Genomic DNA, 16,791 nt, shown 5'->3' with positions numbered 1-16,791 from the left:
TACAGGAGGACTTATTATGAAAATTGCCATACTTGGTTATGGGACTGTTGGTTCAGGTGTTTATGAAATTTTACAGAAAAAAAATTTAGCAAAAGCAATTAGTGTAAAAAAGATATGGTCACGACCCAAAAAAAATATCAATATTCCTAATTTTTGTCCAGATATCGACGACATTATAAACGATAAAGAAATCGAATTAGTCGTTGAAGTTTTAGGTGGCATTGATGTGCCGTTTGATTTAATCTCTCGCATGTTAAAAAGTAAAAAACATGTGGTCACTGCAAATAAAGCCGTTATCGCAAGACATTATGACGCATTAACGGATTTAGCAAAAGAAAATGGTGTGTCACTTAACTTTGAAGCAAGTGTTGGTGGTGGAATTCCATGGATTAAAAACGTGGAATTAGCTTCAAGAATCGATTCTATTTCAAAATGCTATGGTGTTTTAAATGGCACATCAAACTTTATCTTAGATACCATGTTAAAAGAAGACCAAGATTTTGATGATGTATTAAAAGAAGCCCAAGATTTAGGTTACGCAGAATCTGACCCAAGTGCAGATATTGATGGCTTTGATGTGTTAAATAAATTAATTATTTCTGCTAGAAAAGCATTCAATAAAAAACTCGATCCAGATGATTTCTTTGTTCACTCAATGAGACAAATCACAAAAAACGATATTCATTACTTCAAACAAAAAGGCCATATTGTAAAATACATCGGTGAAATTACGCATGACGAAGGGGTTATCTCGTTACATGCTGTACCAGAAACATTTGTTGAAGCAACCATTCCAAGTAACAATAATATCGCTAGCCTTGAAGGAAAAACAATTGGAACATTAAAATTCTACGGACAAGGTGCAGGTAAATTACCAACCGCTAATGCCGTTGTGCAAGATATTTTAGATATTTCAAAAAATATTTCTTATATTGATACTGACAACGTTGAAAATAATGATATAATTGAAAAAAAAATAAATCGCTATACATTCTTTATTCGAACAAACGAAACAATTGATGATGCGCTAATTAAAGAAAAAGATGGTGATTATTTAATTACTCATCCTATTACATTAGCTGACATCAAAAAACAAACACAATTAAATGATTCTCTGATTGTAAGAGTGATTACTCAGGAGGACTGGCATGATTAAAGTAACAAAATTCGGCGGAAGTAGTGTTGCGAATGCCACTCAGTTTAAAAAAGTTAAAAACATTATTGATAGTGATCCAACAAGAACAGTTGTGGTCACAAGTGCCAGTGGGAAAGAACAATCAGATGATCATAAAATGACTGACTTATTATATTTATGCTATGAACATAAACGATATGGGATGCCATTTGATGATTTATTTCAAATGATTCGTGATAAATTAACTAGAATTGAGAGCGAACTTGATTTAACCTCTAATATCTCTGAAGATTTAGACTTTTTATATGCTAAAATGCAAGATTCTATTGATATAGACTATTTAGTCAGTCGTGGTGAATATTTAACAGCTAAATTATTAAGCAATTATTTAGGATTTAAGTTTGTTGATGCAAAAGACATTATCATCTTTAAACCAAATGGCCAAATTGATGAAAAACGCTCATGCAAAGCCATTCAAAATCATTCTGATAAAATCGTCGTACCTGGTTTTTATGGGGCTTATCCTGATAAGTCCATTCACTTGATGTCTCGTGGTGGCAGTGATATTACGGGAAGCTTTTTAGCTAGCGCAATGGATGCTGTCTGTTATGAAAACTGGACAGATGTGTCTGGTATTTTAAAAGCCGATCCAAGAATCGTGAACAATCCAAAACAAATTGAAACCATTACCTATGAAGAATTACGTGAATTAGCCTACATGGGAGCTAATGTTATCCATGAAGAAGCGGTTAATCCTGTTAGAGAAAAAGGGGTTCCTATTCATATTTTAAATACAAATGATCCTGATAATCATGGGACAGTAATTACAGCTAAAGACGAACAAGAAAAGCGTCAAGCAATCACTGGTATTACAGGTAAAAAGGATTTTTCCATTATCACAGTAGTGAAATCCCATATGTCCAATGACTTTGGTACCATCAGAAAAGCATTAGAATGCATGGAAAAATACCGTATCATTGTTGAACATATTCCAACTGGTGTGGATTCATTTTCTTTAGTGGTTGAAACAGCAAAATTAAAACCATTTTATTATGAAGTTATCTCTGATTTAAAAGCGAGTACACAAGCAGATAAAGTCAGTGTCATTCACGATTTCGCCCTTATTGCGATTGTGTCTCGTTTTATGAAAAACAAAACAGGTATGAGTGGTCGTTTATTTAGCTCTCTTGGAGAGCAACACATCAATATCTCACTGATTTCTCAAACAAGTGATGAGTTGACCATTATTATTGGGGTCAAAAATGAAGATTACAATACAACCATTCAAACTATTTATTATGAATTTGAAGGAGACGATAGTTTATGAGCGAGTTAACTGTAGCAATTTTAGGAGCCACTGGCGAAGTTGGAAAAGAGATGTTAAATTCTCTGTTAGAACGCCAGATTCCCATTAAAGAATTAAGATTATTTGCCTCTAAACGAAGTACTGGACAAAAAGTTGCGTTTGGTGACAAAGAATTAGTAATCGAAACATTAACAACAGACTGTTTTGAAGGAATTGATGTTGTCTTATGTGCGTTAGATGACGATATTGCTCGTATCTACCTGCCTGAAGCCAAAAAACAAGGTTGTTTAATTATTGATAATTCAAGTATTTATCGACTAGATGAAGACGTACCTTTAGTTGTACCAGAAGTGAACCCTGATGATATTTTTACCAATCAAGGGATCATTGCAAACCCTAACTGTTCAACAATTATTGCACTTGTTGCCATTGCCCAACTACACAAAAAAGCCACTATCAATTCAATGATTGTGTCAACTTACCAAGCTGTTTCAGGTGCTGGTAAACAAGGGATTGAAGAACTTGAAACTCAAGTCGTTGATATTTCTGAAGGAAAAAGTGTGACTCCTCATGCCTTCCCTTATCAGATTGCCTATAATTTAATTCCGCAAATTGGTGGATTTAATGCTGAAGGGCATTCAAGCGAAGAAATGAAATTACAAAATGAAGGACGTAAAATCCTCCATCATCCAACACTTGATGTAACATGTACATGTGTGCGTGTTCCTGTCGTTCGTTCGCACTCAGAAGCGATCACTCTTTTCTTAGATAATGATTTGAGCGTTGAAGAAGCCCGTCAAATCATTAGCGAAACTGATGGCGTGAAGTTAGTCGATGACTTAGACAACCAAGGTTACCCAATGCCACTTGATACATCTAACCAAGATTTAGTTTATGTTGGGCGTATCAGAAAAAGTAAAGTCGGTAATCAATCAGTCATAACTCTGTGGTGTTGTGGGGACCAAGTAAGAAAAGGTGCTGCAACAAATGCCGTACAAATTTTAGAACACTACATAAAGCATTCTAACTAAACATACTGGCTTGTGCTTGTAAAGATAAAGAGGTTTGACTAATTCATGATTTTATTTTGCCGAGTTTGTACTATCATAATAAAAGAGGCTGTACACTAAATCGTATTGATAGATTAAATTCTATCAATGCGTTTTTTTATTTGAGGCATAGAAAAAGGGGCATTCTTATTGGTAAAATTAAGTCGTCTATAACTAACATTACAAAGGAGAATACTCCTATGGATAATAGTACAAGAAAACTACTCAATTTAACAGATGATTCTCTTATTTTTAATGAGGATTGGTTGTCTCGCGAAGCGAGAAACAACCGCTCTGTTAACATGATGACAGGAAGATTAGTGAATAAAGATAAGCAATGCCAGAAATGTGGATGTTATCAATCCGTTAAAAACGGAACGTATCAAACCATCAGTCAATTGCCTGAAGTTGAACGTCGCCCAACTTATCTGAAACTTCACAGAGAACGTTACCTTGCTTCTACTTCTCTAGTAGATGACTATTGTCACATTTCTAAACAGCTTAAATACTAAATTGCTTTTGACTTAAAAGAGAATCAATTATGTAAAAAAATCGCAGCATGCCACAGTGTCTTTGAAAATACTGTTAAACGTGTGTTAGTCTCATTTACGAACAATCAGCAACCGAATGTTAATTTCTTGCCCACGGCTCTTTGTGTAGATGAGTTTAGCTCTACTTTTGATTGTCATGCTGGAATGAGCTTTATTTGTGCTGATGCGACACCTAAAAAAATAATCAATATCTTACCTGATAAAAGATGACATAAATTGGTTTCTTACCTTATGAAGTATTCCAAAAAATCACGTTTAAAAGTAAGATTTTTGGTCATGGATATGAATGCAAGTTACGGTCAACTATTAAAAACAGTCTTTCCAAACGCCGCAATCGTCACAGATCGATTTCATATCATTCAACAGATTAACCGCTCTTTCAACACCTTAAGAATAAAAGAAATGAATCAACTAAAACACCACAATCAAGAGGAAGGAAAGCAGTATCGAAGATTAAAGCGTTATTGGAAACTCCTTTTAAAGGACAGCTCTGAATTAAACTATAAACACTTTTATTATCGTCCTTTATTCAAGAGAAATGTGTCATCTACCGAATTGGTAGATGAGTTACTTTCTTATAGTTCTCTATAAAAAAAGCGTATCATTTTATCCAAGAATTGAAGTATGCTTATAGAATCAACGATTATGTCTTATTTTTTGAGCGATGTTCAAAGATACCTGTTGAATTACCAAAGTATGTTAAAGATAAATTCAAGATATTTGGTAAGTTCTCCCAAGGAGTCATGAATACCTTTAAATACTCCTATTCAAATGGTTTCTTAGAAGGCATTAACAATAAAATTAACGTGATTAAACGTGTGACCTATGGCTATCGAAACTTTCTACTATTCAAACGACGTATCTTTTTGATTCAAAATGAAGTTTTTCAGGTTAATTAAAAAAGCGAGAGAATTTCTTCCCTCACTTCAATTAATTCTATTTCATTTTTGAGACTTTTTCATCAATATTATTGTCCATCAACACGATTTGACATAGAGCCGCAAAAACCACAACCTTAATTGATTGTGGTTTTCTCTTTAAAAGAAGGTTGAAACAAGTGCTAGAATGGCTAAACCACCTTGTGTTAAAATAATCTTTTTATCACTTGTTAAACTACCATATAAAGCAACTAAAATTATATAAACTAATAATACTCGACTAATTTCAAGTGAAGCCTTTGATAAAAATACACTATACAACAATCCTACACCAATTAGACCATTATATACCCCTTGATTTTTAAATAAGGTACTTACAGAATTTCTTTTCAATTCTTCTTTTGTCATATTAAAAACTCTACTCGTTACACCTGATGTAGTTGCAAAAGTCTCTAGATACATGATATAGAAAAATTCCAAAGCAACAAATACGATTAAAACAGTTGAAATTATAGACATCTCTATTCCTCATTTTCTGTGATAATTAATTCTGTTTTCTTCTCAGCATATTCTGACATTTTTCCAAATAAGTTTATTAATAGTGGATTTTGGTTATGTTTATCAATTGATTCTTGGTTTTTCCAATGTTCAATCATCACAAATTGATTTTTCTTTTCCACTGATTCATATAAATCATATAGCAAGCAGCCTTCTTCCAATCGTGTAGAAGCAATTAAAGGTACTATATCCGCTAAAAAATCTTCTCTTTTATCATTTTTTACATAAAAATTTGCTTGTATAATTTTCATTTTTCTCCCTCCTCTCATTTAAATTCAGTGATTTTTTCAGCAGCCAATCGAACAGAAGTATATCCAGCTTCTTTCTCTTTTCCGATAGATAAAATCATTACTGGTACATATCTCTCTTTATCTAACCCAAAAGCTTCTGCTAACTGGTCAGACTCGAATCCTCCAATTGGATTCGTTTCATATCCATGTGCCCGAGCAATGAGCATGAATTGCATCGCAACTAAACTTGAATCAATTTTTACTACATCATTCATTTGTTCTTTAGTAAAATTTTTGTAATATGGAATAATTGCAGCCAATTGTTGGTCTCTTACTTCAGCTGGCATTTTACCTTCTTCAACTGCTTGGTTGTAAATATCTTCCCCTAATTCATAGCATTGCATGTCACCAAAAATCAAAACCATTGCTGAGGAAGTATCATTTTGCTTTGTATTAAAACGAATTAATGGTTTTAGTTTAGATTTTTGTTCATCACTCTCAACAACGACAAAACGCCAAGGTTGCATATTCACTGATGATGGTGCAGTCGTTGCTTCTTGAATCATTTCAAGCATTTCTTCATGAGATATTTTTACTGTTTCATCATATCCACGAACAGACTTTCTTCCAAATATAATTTCTGAAAAATCATTGTTTACCAAATTTTTTGACATATTCTTTCCTCTTCCATTTCATATTTACAATTTTTAAAAACCAATTTATGCTATTACGCTTTTTATGAGTCTTCATTCTACTCATTTCTCTCTTTATTCGTAAAATCAACTACAATTTTCCTTTTCACACGTCCGCTGCTTATTTCTTTCATAGCAGTATTAATCTCTGAAATAGGGTAAATCTTTTGAATTGAAATAATCAATTTTTCCGATTCAACAAAAGAACGATTTTTTGATGCTTTTGCTATATCATTTTCACCAACAACAACGTATTCTTGGAAAGCCCCTGTCATCGGTGTTCTTCCGTATACAGAATCACCTACTCTAAATTGTGTAATTTTTGAATCCACAGCTTCTATATCGCCTGAAAAATCATGCCCCAGTGTCAAGCGCATTGAATAACGCAAAACAAATTTTGCATCACCATTGCGAATTCTGTAATCAACTGGATTCAAACTTGCTGAATGAACTTTGATTATTATACTATTCTTAGACAGTACAGGTTTTTGTATTTCATTCAAAAAAAGTTATTCTTGCTTTCCGTATTGCTTTATTTGATACGCAAACATCTGTCCTCTCCTTCATTCGCCAATCTAATTTCCTATATTTATTTCACTAATTTTGTTAATAAATTTAGTAGAGTATTTTCTTCTTCCTCATTCAATGGCGACATCATCGTTTTATTTGGATGACTAAATTCTCTTTCACAATGTTCCAGTTCTTTTGTTGCCTTCTCTGTAATTCTAACAACAACTTCTCGATTATTATTTTTGTTTCTTTCACGTATAACATAATTTTTTTCTTCTAAAATCTTTAAATGTCTAGTGACCGCAGCACTATCTATTTTCAACTCATTTTGCAAATTTGTTTGCGAACACTGTCCATTCTCTTTCAGAAACAACATTAATTCATAACGTGTAATACTAAATCCTGTTTCTTTTTCAAATTTAGTAGTCATTTCTTGATTGGCAAGTTTAAGTTGATATAATAGTTTGCTAAATTTTCTTAAATTCATCTATTACTCCTTTCATGTGTGATTAATCAATAGTTGACCAGTCAAATATAAATCATTTTTAATACTTTGAAAAGTAGTTTGCTTAAATTAACTCTAAAATTTATTCATTATTATCAAATCAAAACCTCCAGTGTGAACTGGAGGTTTGTTCTTCGGCTGAAAGCCTCTTTTCCCGGCCTAAGCCTAAAAGGCTTACCGAAGGGTTTCCCCTCGTGCACCACGTTTACTCGCTAATCCTAAAAAGATTAGCTATTATTTCTTTTTATTTTTTTCTCCAGTAAATGGATCACATTCTTCAAATAATGTAAGCTGATCTGCTACATAATCTTCTTGAATTTGATTTCTTATGTATTCTTCAATTTGCCTTTTATTTCTTCCAACCGTATCTACATAATAACCTCGACACCAAAATTTTCTGTTTCCATCACGATATTTTAGCTCTGCATGTCTATCAAAAATCATTAAACTACTTTTTCCTTTTAAATAACCTATAAAACCAAAAACACTAAGTTTAGGTGGAATGCTTACTAACATATGTATGTAATCCTTACAGGCATTAGCTTCTATGATTTCAACACTTTTATTATATTCTCCATAAATTATTTGGCGTCTATACTTCGATGCGAAAACTATGTGATACTTACATTTCCATGTTGTGTGTGATAAACTTTGAGTGTCCTTTTTCATAAGGAACCTCCTTGTGATTTGATAGTTTGTGGTCGGGAAAACAAGCCTATCTTATCATTTTAAGAGGATTTTTTAATGCCGCGCTGGAAGCTTTTTAGAACCACCCGCATAGCAGGTGGTTTTCAATACATATAAAAAAGATGATAAATCTGAGATTACCCTCAAATTCATCATCTTATAGATTTAACTCATCAGTCCTATTTGACAAAGAGCCGAAAAAACTGGTTGTCACGTCAAAAATAACAACCAGTTAAATAATTATTTATGTTCTTTAATCCATGATTCTACTGAATCAATTGCTGATTGTAACCCTTCTGGATTTTTACCACCCGCTTGAGCCATGTCAGGACGACCACCACCGCCACCGCCAACAAGTGGCGCGATTGCTTTGATTAAATCACCTGATTTTAATCCTTGATCATTCATCTCTTTTGTCATACTGACAAGTAAGTTAACTTTCTCGCCTTGTACTAATCCTAAGACTAAAATATCAGATAGTGATTTTTGTTTCCATTGGTCAGCTAATTGACGTAATTGGTTCATGTCTTTGACAGCGACTTTTGACGCAATATAAGTCACGCCATCTACTTCTTTGATGTCCTTAAACACATCTTCTGCTTCAGCGTTAGCTAATTTTGCACTTAATTGTTCTACTTCTTTTTGTGCTTGTTTTAATTGTTCTTGTAATTGTTCCACACGTTGAACAGTATCTTTTAGTTGAGGTGCTTTAACACATTTAGCTACTTGACGGAGTAATCCTTCTTCTTCTCTAAAGGCTTCATAGGCTTCTTTACTTGTCACAGCTTCGATACGTCGAACACCTGCACCAATTCCTGATTCAGAAACAATTTTGAAAACCCCAATATCAGAAGTGTTGCTTACATGAACCCCACCACATAATTCGATAGAGTAACCATCAACATTTACCACACGAACATTTTTACCATATTTTTCACCGAATAGTGCCATCGCGCCCATCTCTTTTGCTGAATCAATATCTGTTTCAACTGTGACAACTGGTAAGTGTGCCCAAATTTTTTCGTTCACGATTTCTTCCATTTGTTTTAACTCGTCAGGAGTCACTTGTTCAAAATGAGTAAAGTCAAAACGTAAATAACCTGGTGCAACAAGTGACCCTGCTTGATTAGCATGCTCTCCCAATACATCTTTTAACGCACGATGTAATAAGTGAGTCGCTGTATGATTTTTTGTGATGCGTTGACGTAATTCTTTATCAATCACTAATTGATATGTGTCGTCTGTTTTTAATTCACCAAACACTTCCACTTGATGTAATGATTGGCCATTTGGTGCTTTTTTAACGTTTACCACATTGGCAACCAAATCACCTGCTGCATTATAAATTGCCCCTTTATCAGCCACTTGTCCACCCATCTCAGCATAGAAAGGTGTTTGACCAAAAATTAATTGCGCATTACCTTCAGTTGTCGCCTCTTTAATCTCATCATCTTGGATAATCACCATTAATTTAGCATCCACTGTGTCTTCCGTATAGCCCACAAATTCACTCACTACTTTAATATCAGTTAATAGAGAAGATTGAACAGACATTGACTCTTCTTTCGAACGAGCCGCACGAGCACGATCTCTTTGAGCCGTCATTTCGACTTCAAATCCTTCGTGATCCACACTTAATCCTTCGTCTTGAGCCATCTCTTCCGTCAATTCTACTGGGAAGCCATAGGTATCATATAGTTTAAAGATATCTTTACCAGATAAAACAGTTTGATTAGCTGCTTTCATGTCTTTGATTAAGTCGCTGATAATGGATAAACCATCATTAATTGTTTCGTGGAATCTTTCTTCCTCTGTTTTGATGACTTTTTGAATAAAGTCTTGTTTTTCGACAATTTCTGGGTAATAACTTTCCATAATTTGTCCAACAACAGGCACTAAATCAACTAAAAAGGCTTTATCAATTCCTAGTTTTTTACCATGCATCACCGCACGACGAATTAATCGACGTAAGACATAACCACGCCCTTCATTTGATGGCAACGCCCCATCGCCAATTGCAAATGATACCGCACGAATATGATCAGCAATGACTTTGAAAGACGTATCTGTTGCGCTATCTTTACCATATTCTTTGCCATCAGACATCTTTTGAGTTGCTTCAATGATTGGAATAAATAAATCTGTTTCAAAGTTTGTTTTAGCATCTTGGAAAATAGACACCATACGTTCTAATCCCATCCCCGTATCAATGTTTTTATGTGGCAATGGTAAATACTCATTGTTTTCAGTATGATTAAATTCTGAGAATACTAAGTTCCAAATTTCTAAATAGCGTTCATTTTCGCCACCTGGGTAATTTTCTGGGTCATCTTCTGCCACATCATTGTATTCTTGTCCTCTATCAAAAAATATTTCAGAGTTTGGACCACATGGACCAGCCCCAATATCCCAGAAGTTCTCTTCTAATTTAACAATAGACTCTTTTGGTAAACCGACTTCTTCATGCCAAATACGAAATGCTTCTTCATCATCAGGATGAACCGTCACATATAATTTATCTTTGTCCAAACCAAACCATTTTTCACCTGTTAATAATTCCCAAGCCCAATGGATCGCTTCGTTTTTAAAGTAGTCTCCTACTGAGAAGTTTCCTAACATTTCAAACATCGTATGATGACGCGCTGTTTTCCCAACGTTTTCAATATCATTAGTACGAATACTTTTTTGAGCGTTGGTAATTCTTGGATTTTCAGGTACAACAGACCCATCAAAATATTTTTTTAATGTCGCCACACCAGAGTTAATCCATAACAATGTTGGATCATCAATTGGGACAAGAGAGGCACTTGGTTCAATTTTATGCCCTTTTGTTTCAAAAAAATCTAAAAATAATTGTCTAACCTGACTACTTGATAATTGTTTCATTCATATTCCTCCTAAAAATAATAAAAAAGCACCCATGCAGTCAAGGACGTTTACCGCGGTACCACCTTGATTGCAATGATGCTTTGACAGTCATTACCTCTTTTACTTTCTTAACGCGAAAACACGTGATAGGTTACTATCAAAGTCATAAGGGAGCATTTTTAAATTAGTTGCACTCTCTCACCAAACAAGCGCTCTCTGATTCATTTAATCATTTAAAAATATGTCCTTAAGTTGCATATAAATTATAATGAAAAAACCTCTACCTGTCAATGCGTCTTACCTATTTTGGCAGATACTTCGCTAAAAAAGTTTCGATTGTTTTTTTGTATTCTTCCGGGTGTTTTTTTAACGAATCTGCATGTTTTGCTCCTTCGAAAATAACTAATTCTTTCGGTCCTTTTGTGGCATTATATACCTCATAAACCATTTCTTTGGGAACAAAATCATCTTGATCTCCATGGATAAATAACATTGGTAATCTATTTTTTTCTAATTGTTTGACAGCACTCGCTTCACTAAATGAATACCCAGCACGAAGTTTCGTGTAACCAGAAGCTAGTGGAATCATTGGAAAAGATGGCAGATGAAACATATCGTTTAACTGAAAAGCCAACTCATTGTTTACTGAATCATACCCACAATCTTCAATGATGACCTTCACTTGCTCTGGTAACTTCTCACCACTTGTCATCATAACAGTTGCTGCTCCCATGCTTAAACCATACAGAACAATGTCAACCTGTTCACCATATTCTTTTATCACTGTGTTAATCCACTTCACATAATCGTTTCGATCTAACCAGCCAAATCCCACATATTTTCCTTCACTCTTCCCATGAGCACGATTATCTGGCACCAATACATCAAACCCATCATCATAAAACAGTTGAGCATATTGCCCCATAAGATCACTTTTCCCCATATAGCCATGAGCTACAATCGCAACTTTTTTACTTGGTGTATCATGTGTGACTTTTTTAGCGACTAACTTTAATCCATCATCACTGTTTATTGTCCATTCACTTAAATGATTTGCTGAAAACTGCCAATCTTTGTCAATTTTTTCTTGTTTTACGTCATTAATAAAATCTTTTTTCCCTGCTACAACTGCATAGTTAAATAAATAATTAACTCCTGCACCTAGCCCTATAATAATTACAACAACTAGAATCACTAGTCCATAAATTAATACCTTTTTCATACTTACCTCCAACATTCAGATAGTAGTATGATACACTGAAACTATCTATTTGAAAAGGAGAGAATCATATGATTCAAATTGTCTTTAATAACGCCCCTTGGAACAAAGCTGCTGCATTTTATTTAAGAACACTGGTCTTCGTCCAGGAACAAGGCATATCCTTAAAATCTGAATTTGATGACCTCGATATCGATAGCACCTTTTATCTAGTCATCTATCATGATAAAAGTCCTGTTGGAACGATTAGATACCAACAAGATGACGAGACTACTTTACGTCCAGATAGGTTATGTGTCCACAAAATGATGCGTAAACAAGGACTTGGTAGGCGACTCATTTTAGAGCTAGAACAAATTGGTAAAAAACAACACTGTACGCTGTCTCGGGTTCATGGTGAAAAGCAAGCCATTGGTTTTTATCAAAAATTAGGTTACCAAGTGGTCTCTGATGAATTCATCGAAGATGGTATTATCTGTGTGTTACTAGAAAAAGAACTCAACTAAACACCCCTTCAGTTACTAAATAGCTGAGGATGTCGTATTATTCTTTTACTCTATGTTACTTCACATACCAGATAACTATCGCACTAATCATAAGGATAACTAATTCACTTATAAAAGTAGAATATCATTCTTTTCACCAGTGTTTGGTAGACTATTATGGGACTTATTATTTAAAGTATTGGTAATAATGATGTGACCAATATTCGTGTCATTCACACTTGTTGTATAACCTGGTACTTTCCTTATTTCTTTCACTGTATAATCAATTGTTTTTCCATTTACTTTTTTGACGAATTTGTTCCATGTACATGTCCAACGATTACCCTCATTCAATTCAACAGCTTCATCACTTTTCTTACCATCTGCATAGAGTTGAACTTTAATGCTCGTTGGGCGTGTATTGTGTTTATCTTGATTATCTTTCCAATATTTTGTCACACTAATATCAATATAATAAAGGTATTTGCGTGTTTTTTAATTATTTTTTCGTGCATTTTTTTAGAGTTCCTTGTGAATTTAAAAACATAAAAAAGAGTTATGTCAAAGTGACATAACTCTTTAACTAAACATAATTTAATTTTATAAAAATTCTCCATAAACCTCATCAACTGATTTTTTTTCATCAATAACAATATATAAATGACCATTTTTAGATATTTTTGTTGTTTGATGAACATTATCTAATCCTTCTTGACCAGGTGTCTCTTTATCTTTATATGGGAAGTAAATTAAATCACTTGTTCCATCATCAAAAACAATATCCATTTTTTCAATATCTTGATATTTTGTCGCACGTTCAAACATACCTGACTCTAATCCACCTAAGTTAATGTCATCTGTTTGGACATGATCTGCTTCACTTAAAATCTCAATTTTAAACCCTTCACATGGTCTAATTTTTTGAAAATCACTTCCATTGATACGTCCATAACTTGTTGATACTTTACTAATCCATAAATCGCCAATGCATTCACGGTCTATTGTCCATGTTTCACCATTTCTGAAATAAAATTTAAAACCTGTCATTGTTTTTGCCATAAATGATCTCCTCTTTCCAATTAGAAACTTATCATCTTTCTTACACATTTATTGTAACATGATTAATAAAAAAAATAAACAACTTTATTAATCTTTTCACAAATTATATCTATTACTATTTAATACGTTCCATAAATGTCATGGTATTTACTTTAACACGAGTATGCTTTCCTGTAGCTATCAACCTATCTTGGTCATATGCTTTATAAGTAAAATGAAAAGATTTTTCATCAGATTCTTTCAATGTCGCAATGATTTTAATTAATGCCCCTGTTATGGAAGGTCGCATATGATTAATGTCAATTGAAGAGCCCACAGAGGTATATCCTGTTTCTAAATCTTTTTCAATAGCATTCATGCAAACATTCTCAACCATTGCAATAAGACCAGGGGTGCCTAATACATTCAATGTTCCTGATCCTAATTCTTTTGCTGTGTATCGTTTTGTGACTTCAAATATCATGTCATAATCCATCTAATCCACCACCATTTCGTTGATATTTTTTAATAACGTGGCTTTATCATTTTCCCAATGGCCATTCAACACTTGTTTTTCACTAAATGATAAAACATTTCCTAACCAAGGTCCTGGCTTTTTATTAGTAAATGATAAAATATCACGACCTGAAATACTCAAATCAGTCATTGATTTAATAGGTAATTGATCATATGTTTCTAAATACAATGTTTCATCATTTGACAAGCTAAAGAAGGCTCTTGCTTGTTCAACTAAAGAAATAACTTCTACCCCTGCATCATATAAAGATTGAGCATCCCAGTCTTTTTCCAAACGATGATTATAATACGTGACTACTTGACTAACTACGTTAGATAAGTGTTTTGATGCTTTCCATTTTGTAAAAAATGATTTAATCTTTGTCTCTTTTAATGCAATTAATAGGCAACTCCAAGCTAATTCTTCACTTGTTAACAACATCGTAGGGTTAATATCTGAAAAACTCATCAACTCATCTTTTTTATTCGATAATTCTGGGCAACATTTATAACAATTTGTTTCAACGAAAGGACGTAATCCTTTTTTCCGATGGGACCCCATTAACAATTTAACCCACTCGATATAAATGCGTTCAATGGCAATTTTTTCGAGTAATAAATGATTTTTGGCTATCGCCTCTTCCGTTTTCACTTCAATATTAAAATCCAATTGACTAGCAAATCTCAAGGCGCGCATCATTCGAAGAGCATCTTCACTAAACCGTTCATCAGGATTTCCGACTGCTTTAATCTCTTTTTCATGAATGGATTCGATGCCTTCAAATAAATCGACAATCTCTCCATCAAGTGTCATAGCTAAGGCATTCATGGTGAAATCACGTCGTTTTAAATCTTCTTCAAGAGTTCTAACAAACGTCACCTTATCTGGTCGTCGATAATCCTGATAGGTTGACTCCGTACGAAATGTGGTAATTTCATATTGATCTTGATGATATAAAACAAGGACTGTACCATGTTCAATACCAACATCAATTGTTCGTGGAAATATCTCTTTAATTTCTTCTGGAAACGCACTGGTTGCAATATCGACATCATGAATGGTCTGATGTAGAATCACATCTCTGACACTTCCACCAACAAAATAGGCTTCATAACCATGACGATTAAGTTCTTTTAAAACCGGTAAAGCATGTTTAAATTCGATTGGTAACTCATTTATTTTCATTTTTATCAACTTTCTACTTCATACTTTTTCCCTCATCCACTCGTTCAAAGCGATGACTATCTCTAGCATAAAACTTTTTCATGTTATCTTCAAATACTTTTGTTAAATCAATGTCTAAAGAATTCGCCATGATTAACAGAACAATGAAAACATCGCCTAATTCTTCTTCTACTGTTTTTGGCTTCTCAGTTAATTTTTTTGGTTTTTCTCCGTAGTAATGATTAATCTCTCTAGCTAATTCTCCCATTTCTTCGGTTAATCTTGCCATTTGAGCAAGAGGGGAAAAATAGCCTGTTTTAAATTGTTGGATGTAATCATCCACTTCTTTTTGCATTTGAGTTAACTTCTCTATTTTTTCCATGACAAACTCCTTTTAAAAATATTCCAAAATACACCTAGTTTTTATTATCTGTTGCCCTTGTTGCCCTCCTTAGACAATAATGATAAGATGAAACTAAATGATGTAAATATGGTTTTTGGGGGCAAACTATGCGTATAAACAGGCAATTTTTTATTAATTGTATCATGATTTTTATTGGAGCGAGTATTTTTAGCTTTGGTTTGGTTAATTTTAATATAGCAAACAAGTTAGCTGAAGGCGGGATGACGGGAATTGCATTGATTGTCTATAATCTTTTTCATGTTGACCCTGCACTGACTACCCTTATTTTAAATATTCCGCTTATTTTGGTTGGACTAAAGTTACTCGGATTAGAACCACTTATTTTAACATTAGTCGGTTCCTTATCCTTGTCATTAAACTTGTGGGTTTGGCAAAAAATACCTTTAAACATTTCTGTTGATAACGATATTTTAATTGCCGCACTTCTTGCAGGGATTTGCGGTGGAATTGGTAGTGGAATCGTGTATAAATATGGTGGGACAACTGGTGGAACAGACATTATTGCTCGTATCATCGAGAGACGTTTAGGTATGACGATTGGACGATCGTTGTTTACATTAGATATATGTGTCTTACTGTTGTCTCTAAGCTATTTATCACTTAAAGAAATGATGTACACGCTGATTGCTGTCTTTGTATTCAGCCGAGTGGTGGATTTTGTACAAGATGCGTCCTATGGTGCTAAGGCCGTTTTTATTGTCTCAGACCATGATAGACAAATAGGCGATACCATTATGAAAGAATTAGATCGCGGTGTAACCTATATTAATAGCGAAGGTGGCTTTTCAAAAGAAAGTAGACAAATGGTTTATTGTGTTGCAAGCATTATTGAGATGAGTCGTATCAAAGAAATTTGTTATGAGATTGATCCGCGTGCCTTTATGACTTTTTTCAACATCAATGAAGTCTCAGGAGAAGGCTTTACTTATAAAGAATTGCAAGAGTTACATGAACAAGCAAAAAAACAAAAGTAAG

The 16,791-nt window shown here is 33.8% G+C and carries 21 protein-coding genes; 8 read left to right on the top strand and 13 right to left on the bottom strand.

Features of this window, described 5'->3' with window-relative positions:
• The first annotated feature begins 16 nt into the window (after positions 1-16).
• From MN581_RS00460 to MN581_RS10040, 6 genes are all read left to right on the top strand, one after another.
• On the top strand, positions 17-1,156 hold the full coding sequence (locus MN581_RS00460) for a homoserine dehydrogenase (protein ID WP_241698922.1): 1,140 nt from the start codon (positions 17-19) through the stop codon (positions 1,154-1,156).
• Positions 1,149-2,462, top strand: a complete 1,314-nt coding sequence (locus MN581_RS00455; protein WP_241698921.1) for an aspartate kinase — start codon at positions 1,149-1,151, stop codon at positions 2,460-2,462. Before MN581_RS00460 ends, MN581_RS00455 begins: the two co-directional genes overlap by 8 nt.
• The gene (locus tag MN581_RS00450; RefSeq protein WP_241698920.1) at positions 2,459-3,472 is read left to right on the top strand and encodes an aspartate-semialdehyde dehydrogenase; all 1,014 of its coding nucleotides are present in this window, start codon (positions 2,459-2,461) and stop codon (positions 3,470-3,472) included. The genes MN581_RS00455 and MN581_RS00450 overlap by 4 nt, the downstream gene beginning before the upstream one ends.
• A gap of 218 nt (positions 3,473-3,690) precedes the next feature.
• Positions 3,691-4,002 (top strand): hypothetical protein, encoded by a 312-nt coding sequence (locus MN581_RS00445; RefSeq protein ID WP_241698919.1) that lies wholly within the window; start codon positions 3,691-3,693, stop codon positions 4,000-4,002.
• Positions 4,003-4,257: 255 nt separating this feature from the next.
• On the top strand, positions 4,258-4,632 hold the full coding sequence (locus MN581_RS10045) for a transposase (RefSeq protein WP_277756516.1): 375 nt from the start codon (positions 4,258-4,260) through the stop codon (positions 4,630-4,632).
• 26 nt (positions 4,633-4,658) lie between these two features.
• Complete coding sequence (locus MN581_RS10040) at positions 4,659-4,940, top strand: transposase (RefSeq protein WP_277756515.1); 282 nt, start codon at positions 4,659-4,661, stop codon at positions 4,938-4,940.
• Between the two features lie 138 nt (positions 4,941-5,078).
• Here MN581_RS10040 and MN581_RS00435 read toward each other — a convergent pair whose 3' ends face one another.
• The 8 genes from MN581_RS00435 to MN581_RS00400 all read right to left on the bottom strand — a co-directional run bounded on the left by MN581_RS00435 (position 5,079) and on the right by MN581_RS00400 (position 12,191).
• Positions 5,079-5,438 (bottom strand): DUF1304 domain-containing protein, encoded by a 360-nt coding sequence (locus MN581_RS00435; RefSeq protein ID WP_117972155.1) that lies wholly within the window; start codon positions 5,436-5,438, stop codon positions 5,079-5,081.
• 2 nt (positions 5,439-5,440) lie between these two features.
• Positions 5,441-5,728, bottom strand: a complete 288-nt coding sequence (locus MN581_RS00430; RefSeq protein WP_071456996.1) for a putative quinol monooxygenase — start codon at positions 5,726-5,728, stop codon at positions 5,441-5,443.
• 14 nt (positions 5,729-5,742) lie between these two features.
• The gene (locus MN581_RS00425; RefSeq protein WP_071456997.1) at positions 5,743-6,381 is read right to left on the bottom strand and encodes a nitroreductase family protein; all 639 of its coding nucleotides are present in this window, start codon (positions 6,379-6,381) and stop codon (positions 5,743-5,745) included.
• A 77-nt stretch (positions 6,382-6,458) separates the two neighbouring features.
• Positions 6,459-6,902, bottom strand: a complete 444-nt coding sequence (locus MN581_RS00420) for an alcohol dehydrogenase catalytic domain-containing protein (protein ID WP_117972154.1) — start codon at positions 6,900-6,902, stop codon at positions 6,459-6,461.
• A gap of 86 nt (positions 6,903-6,988) precedes the next feature.
• Positions 6,989-7,396, bottom strand: a complete 408-nt coding sequence (locus MN581_RS00415; protein WP_117972153.1) for a MarR family transcriptional regulator — start codon at positions 7,394-7,396, stop codon at positions 6,989-6,991.
• A gap of 252 nt (positions 7,397-7,648) precedes the next feature.
• Complete coding sequence (tnpA, locus tag MN581_RS00410) at positions 7,649-8,083, bottom strand: IS200/IS605 family transposase (RefSeq protein ID WP_117972152.1); 435 nt, start codon at positions 8,081-8,083, stop codon at positions 7,649-7,651.
• Between the two features lie 258 nt (positions 8,084-8,341).
• Entirely contained in the window at positions 8,342-10,987 is a 2,646-nt protein-coding gene (gene alaS / locus MN581_RS00405) for an alanine--tRNA ligase (RefSeq protein WP_241698918.1), read from the bottom strand.
• A gap of 283 nt (positions 10,988-11,270) precedes the next feature.
• On the bottom strand, positions 11,271-12,191 hold the full coding sequence (locus MN581_RS00400; RefSeq protein WP_241698917.1) for an alpha/beta hydrolase: 921 nt from the start codon (positions 12,189-12,191) through the stop codon (positions 11,271-11,273).
• Positions 12,192-12,259: 68 nt separating this feature from the next.
• On the opposite strand from MN581_RS00400, the gene MN581_RS00395 reads away from it, so the two are divergent.
• On the top strand, positions 12,260-12,694 hold the full coding sequence (locus tag MN581_RS00395; RefSeq protein WP_117972149.1) for a GNAT family N-acetyltransferase: 435 nt from the start codon (positions 12,260-12,262) through the stop codon (positions 12,692-12,694).
• A gap of 108 nt (positions 12,695-12,802) precedes the next feature.
• On the opposite strand, the gene MN581_RS00390 is transcribed toward MN581_RS00395, so the two are convergent.
• The 5 genes from MN581_RS00390 to MN581_RS00370 all read right to left on the bottom strand — a co-directional run bounded on the left by MN581_RS00390 (position 12,803) and on the right by MN581_RS00370 (position 15,774).
• Positions 12,803-13,132, bottom strand: coding sequence for a Cna B-type domain-containing protein (locus MN581_RS00390; protein WP_241698916.1), 330 nt, complete (start codon positions 13,130-13,132; stop codon positions 12,803-12,805).
• Positions 13,133-13,273: 141 nt separating this feature from the next.
• Positions 13,274-13,732, bottom strand: coding sequence for a hypothetical protein (locus tag MN581_RS00385; protein ID WP_117972147.1), 459 nt, complete (start codon positions 13,730-13,732; stop codon positions 13,274-13,276).
• Between the two features lie 115 nt (positions 13,733-13,847).
• Positions 13,848-14,207, bottom strand: coding sequence for a hotdog domain-containing protein (locus MN581_RS00380; RefSeq protein ID WP_117972146.1), 360 nt, complete (start codon positions 14,205-14,207; stop codon positions 13,848-13,850).
• Positions 14,208-15,413, bottom strand: coding sequence for a CCA tRNA nucleotidyltransferase (locus MN581_RS00375; protein ID WP_241698915.1), 1,206 nt, complete (start codon positions 15,411-15,413; stop codon positions 14,208-14,210). It lies immediately after the preceding gene.
• 13 nt (positions 15,414-15,426) lie between these two features.
• The gene (locus tag MN581_RS00370) at positions 15,427-15,774 is read right to left on the bottom strand and encodes a nucleotide pyrophosphohydrolase (RefSeq protein ID WP_117972144.1); all 348 of its coding nucleotides are present in this window, start codon (positions 15,772-15,774) and stop codon (positions 15,427-15,429) included.
• A 128-nt stretch (positions 15,775-15,902) separates the two neighbouring features.
• Here MN581_RS00370 and MN581_RS00365 point away from each other — a divergent pair, with 128 nt between their 5' ends.
• Positions 15,903-16,790, top strand: a complete 888-nt coding sequence (locus MN581_RS00365) for a YitT family protein (protein WP_117972143.1) — start codon at positions 15,903-15,905, stop codon at positions 16,788-16,790.
• The last annotated feature ends 1 nt before the right edge of the window (position 16,791 follow it).

The sequence above is a fragment of the Vagococcus sp. CY53-2 genome, assembly GCF_022604695.1.
Classification (GTDB): Bacteria; Bacillota; Bacilli; order Lactobacillales; family Vagococcaceae; genus Vagococcus.
This window is presented reverse-complemented; position numbering and strand designations above follow the sequence as displayed.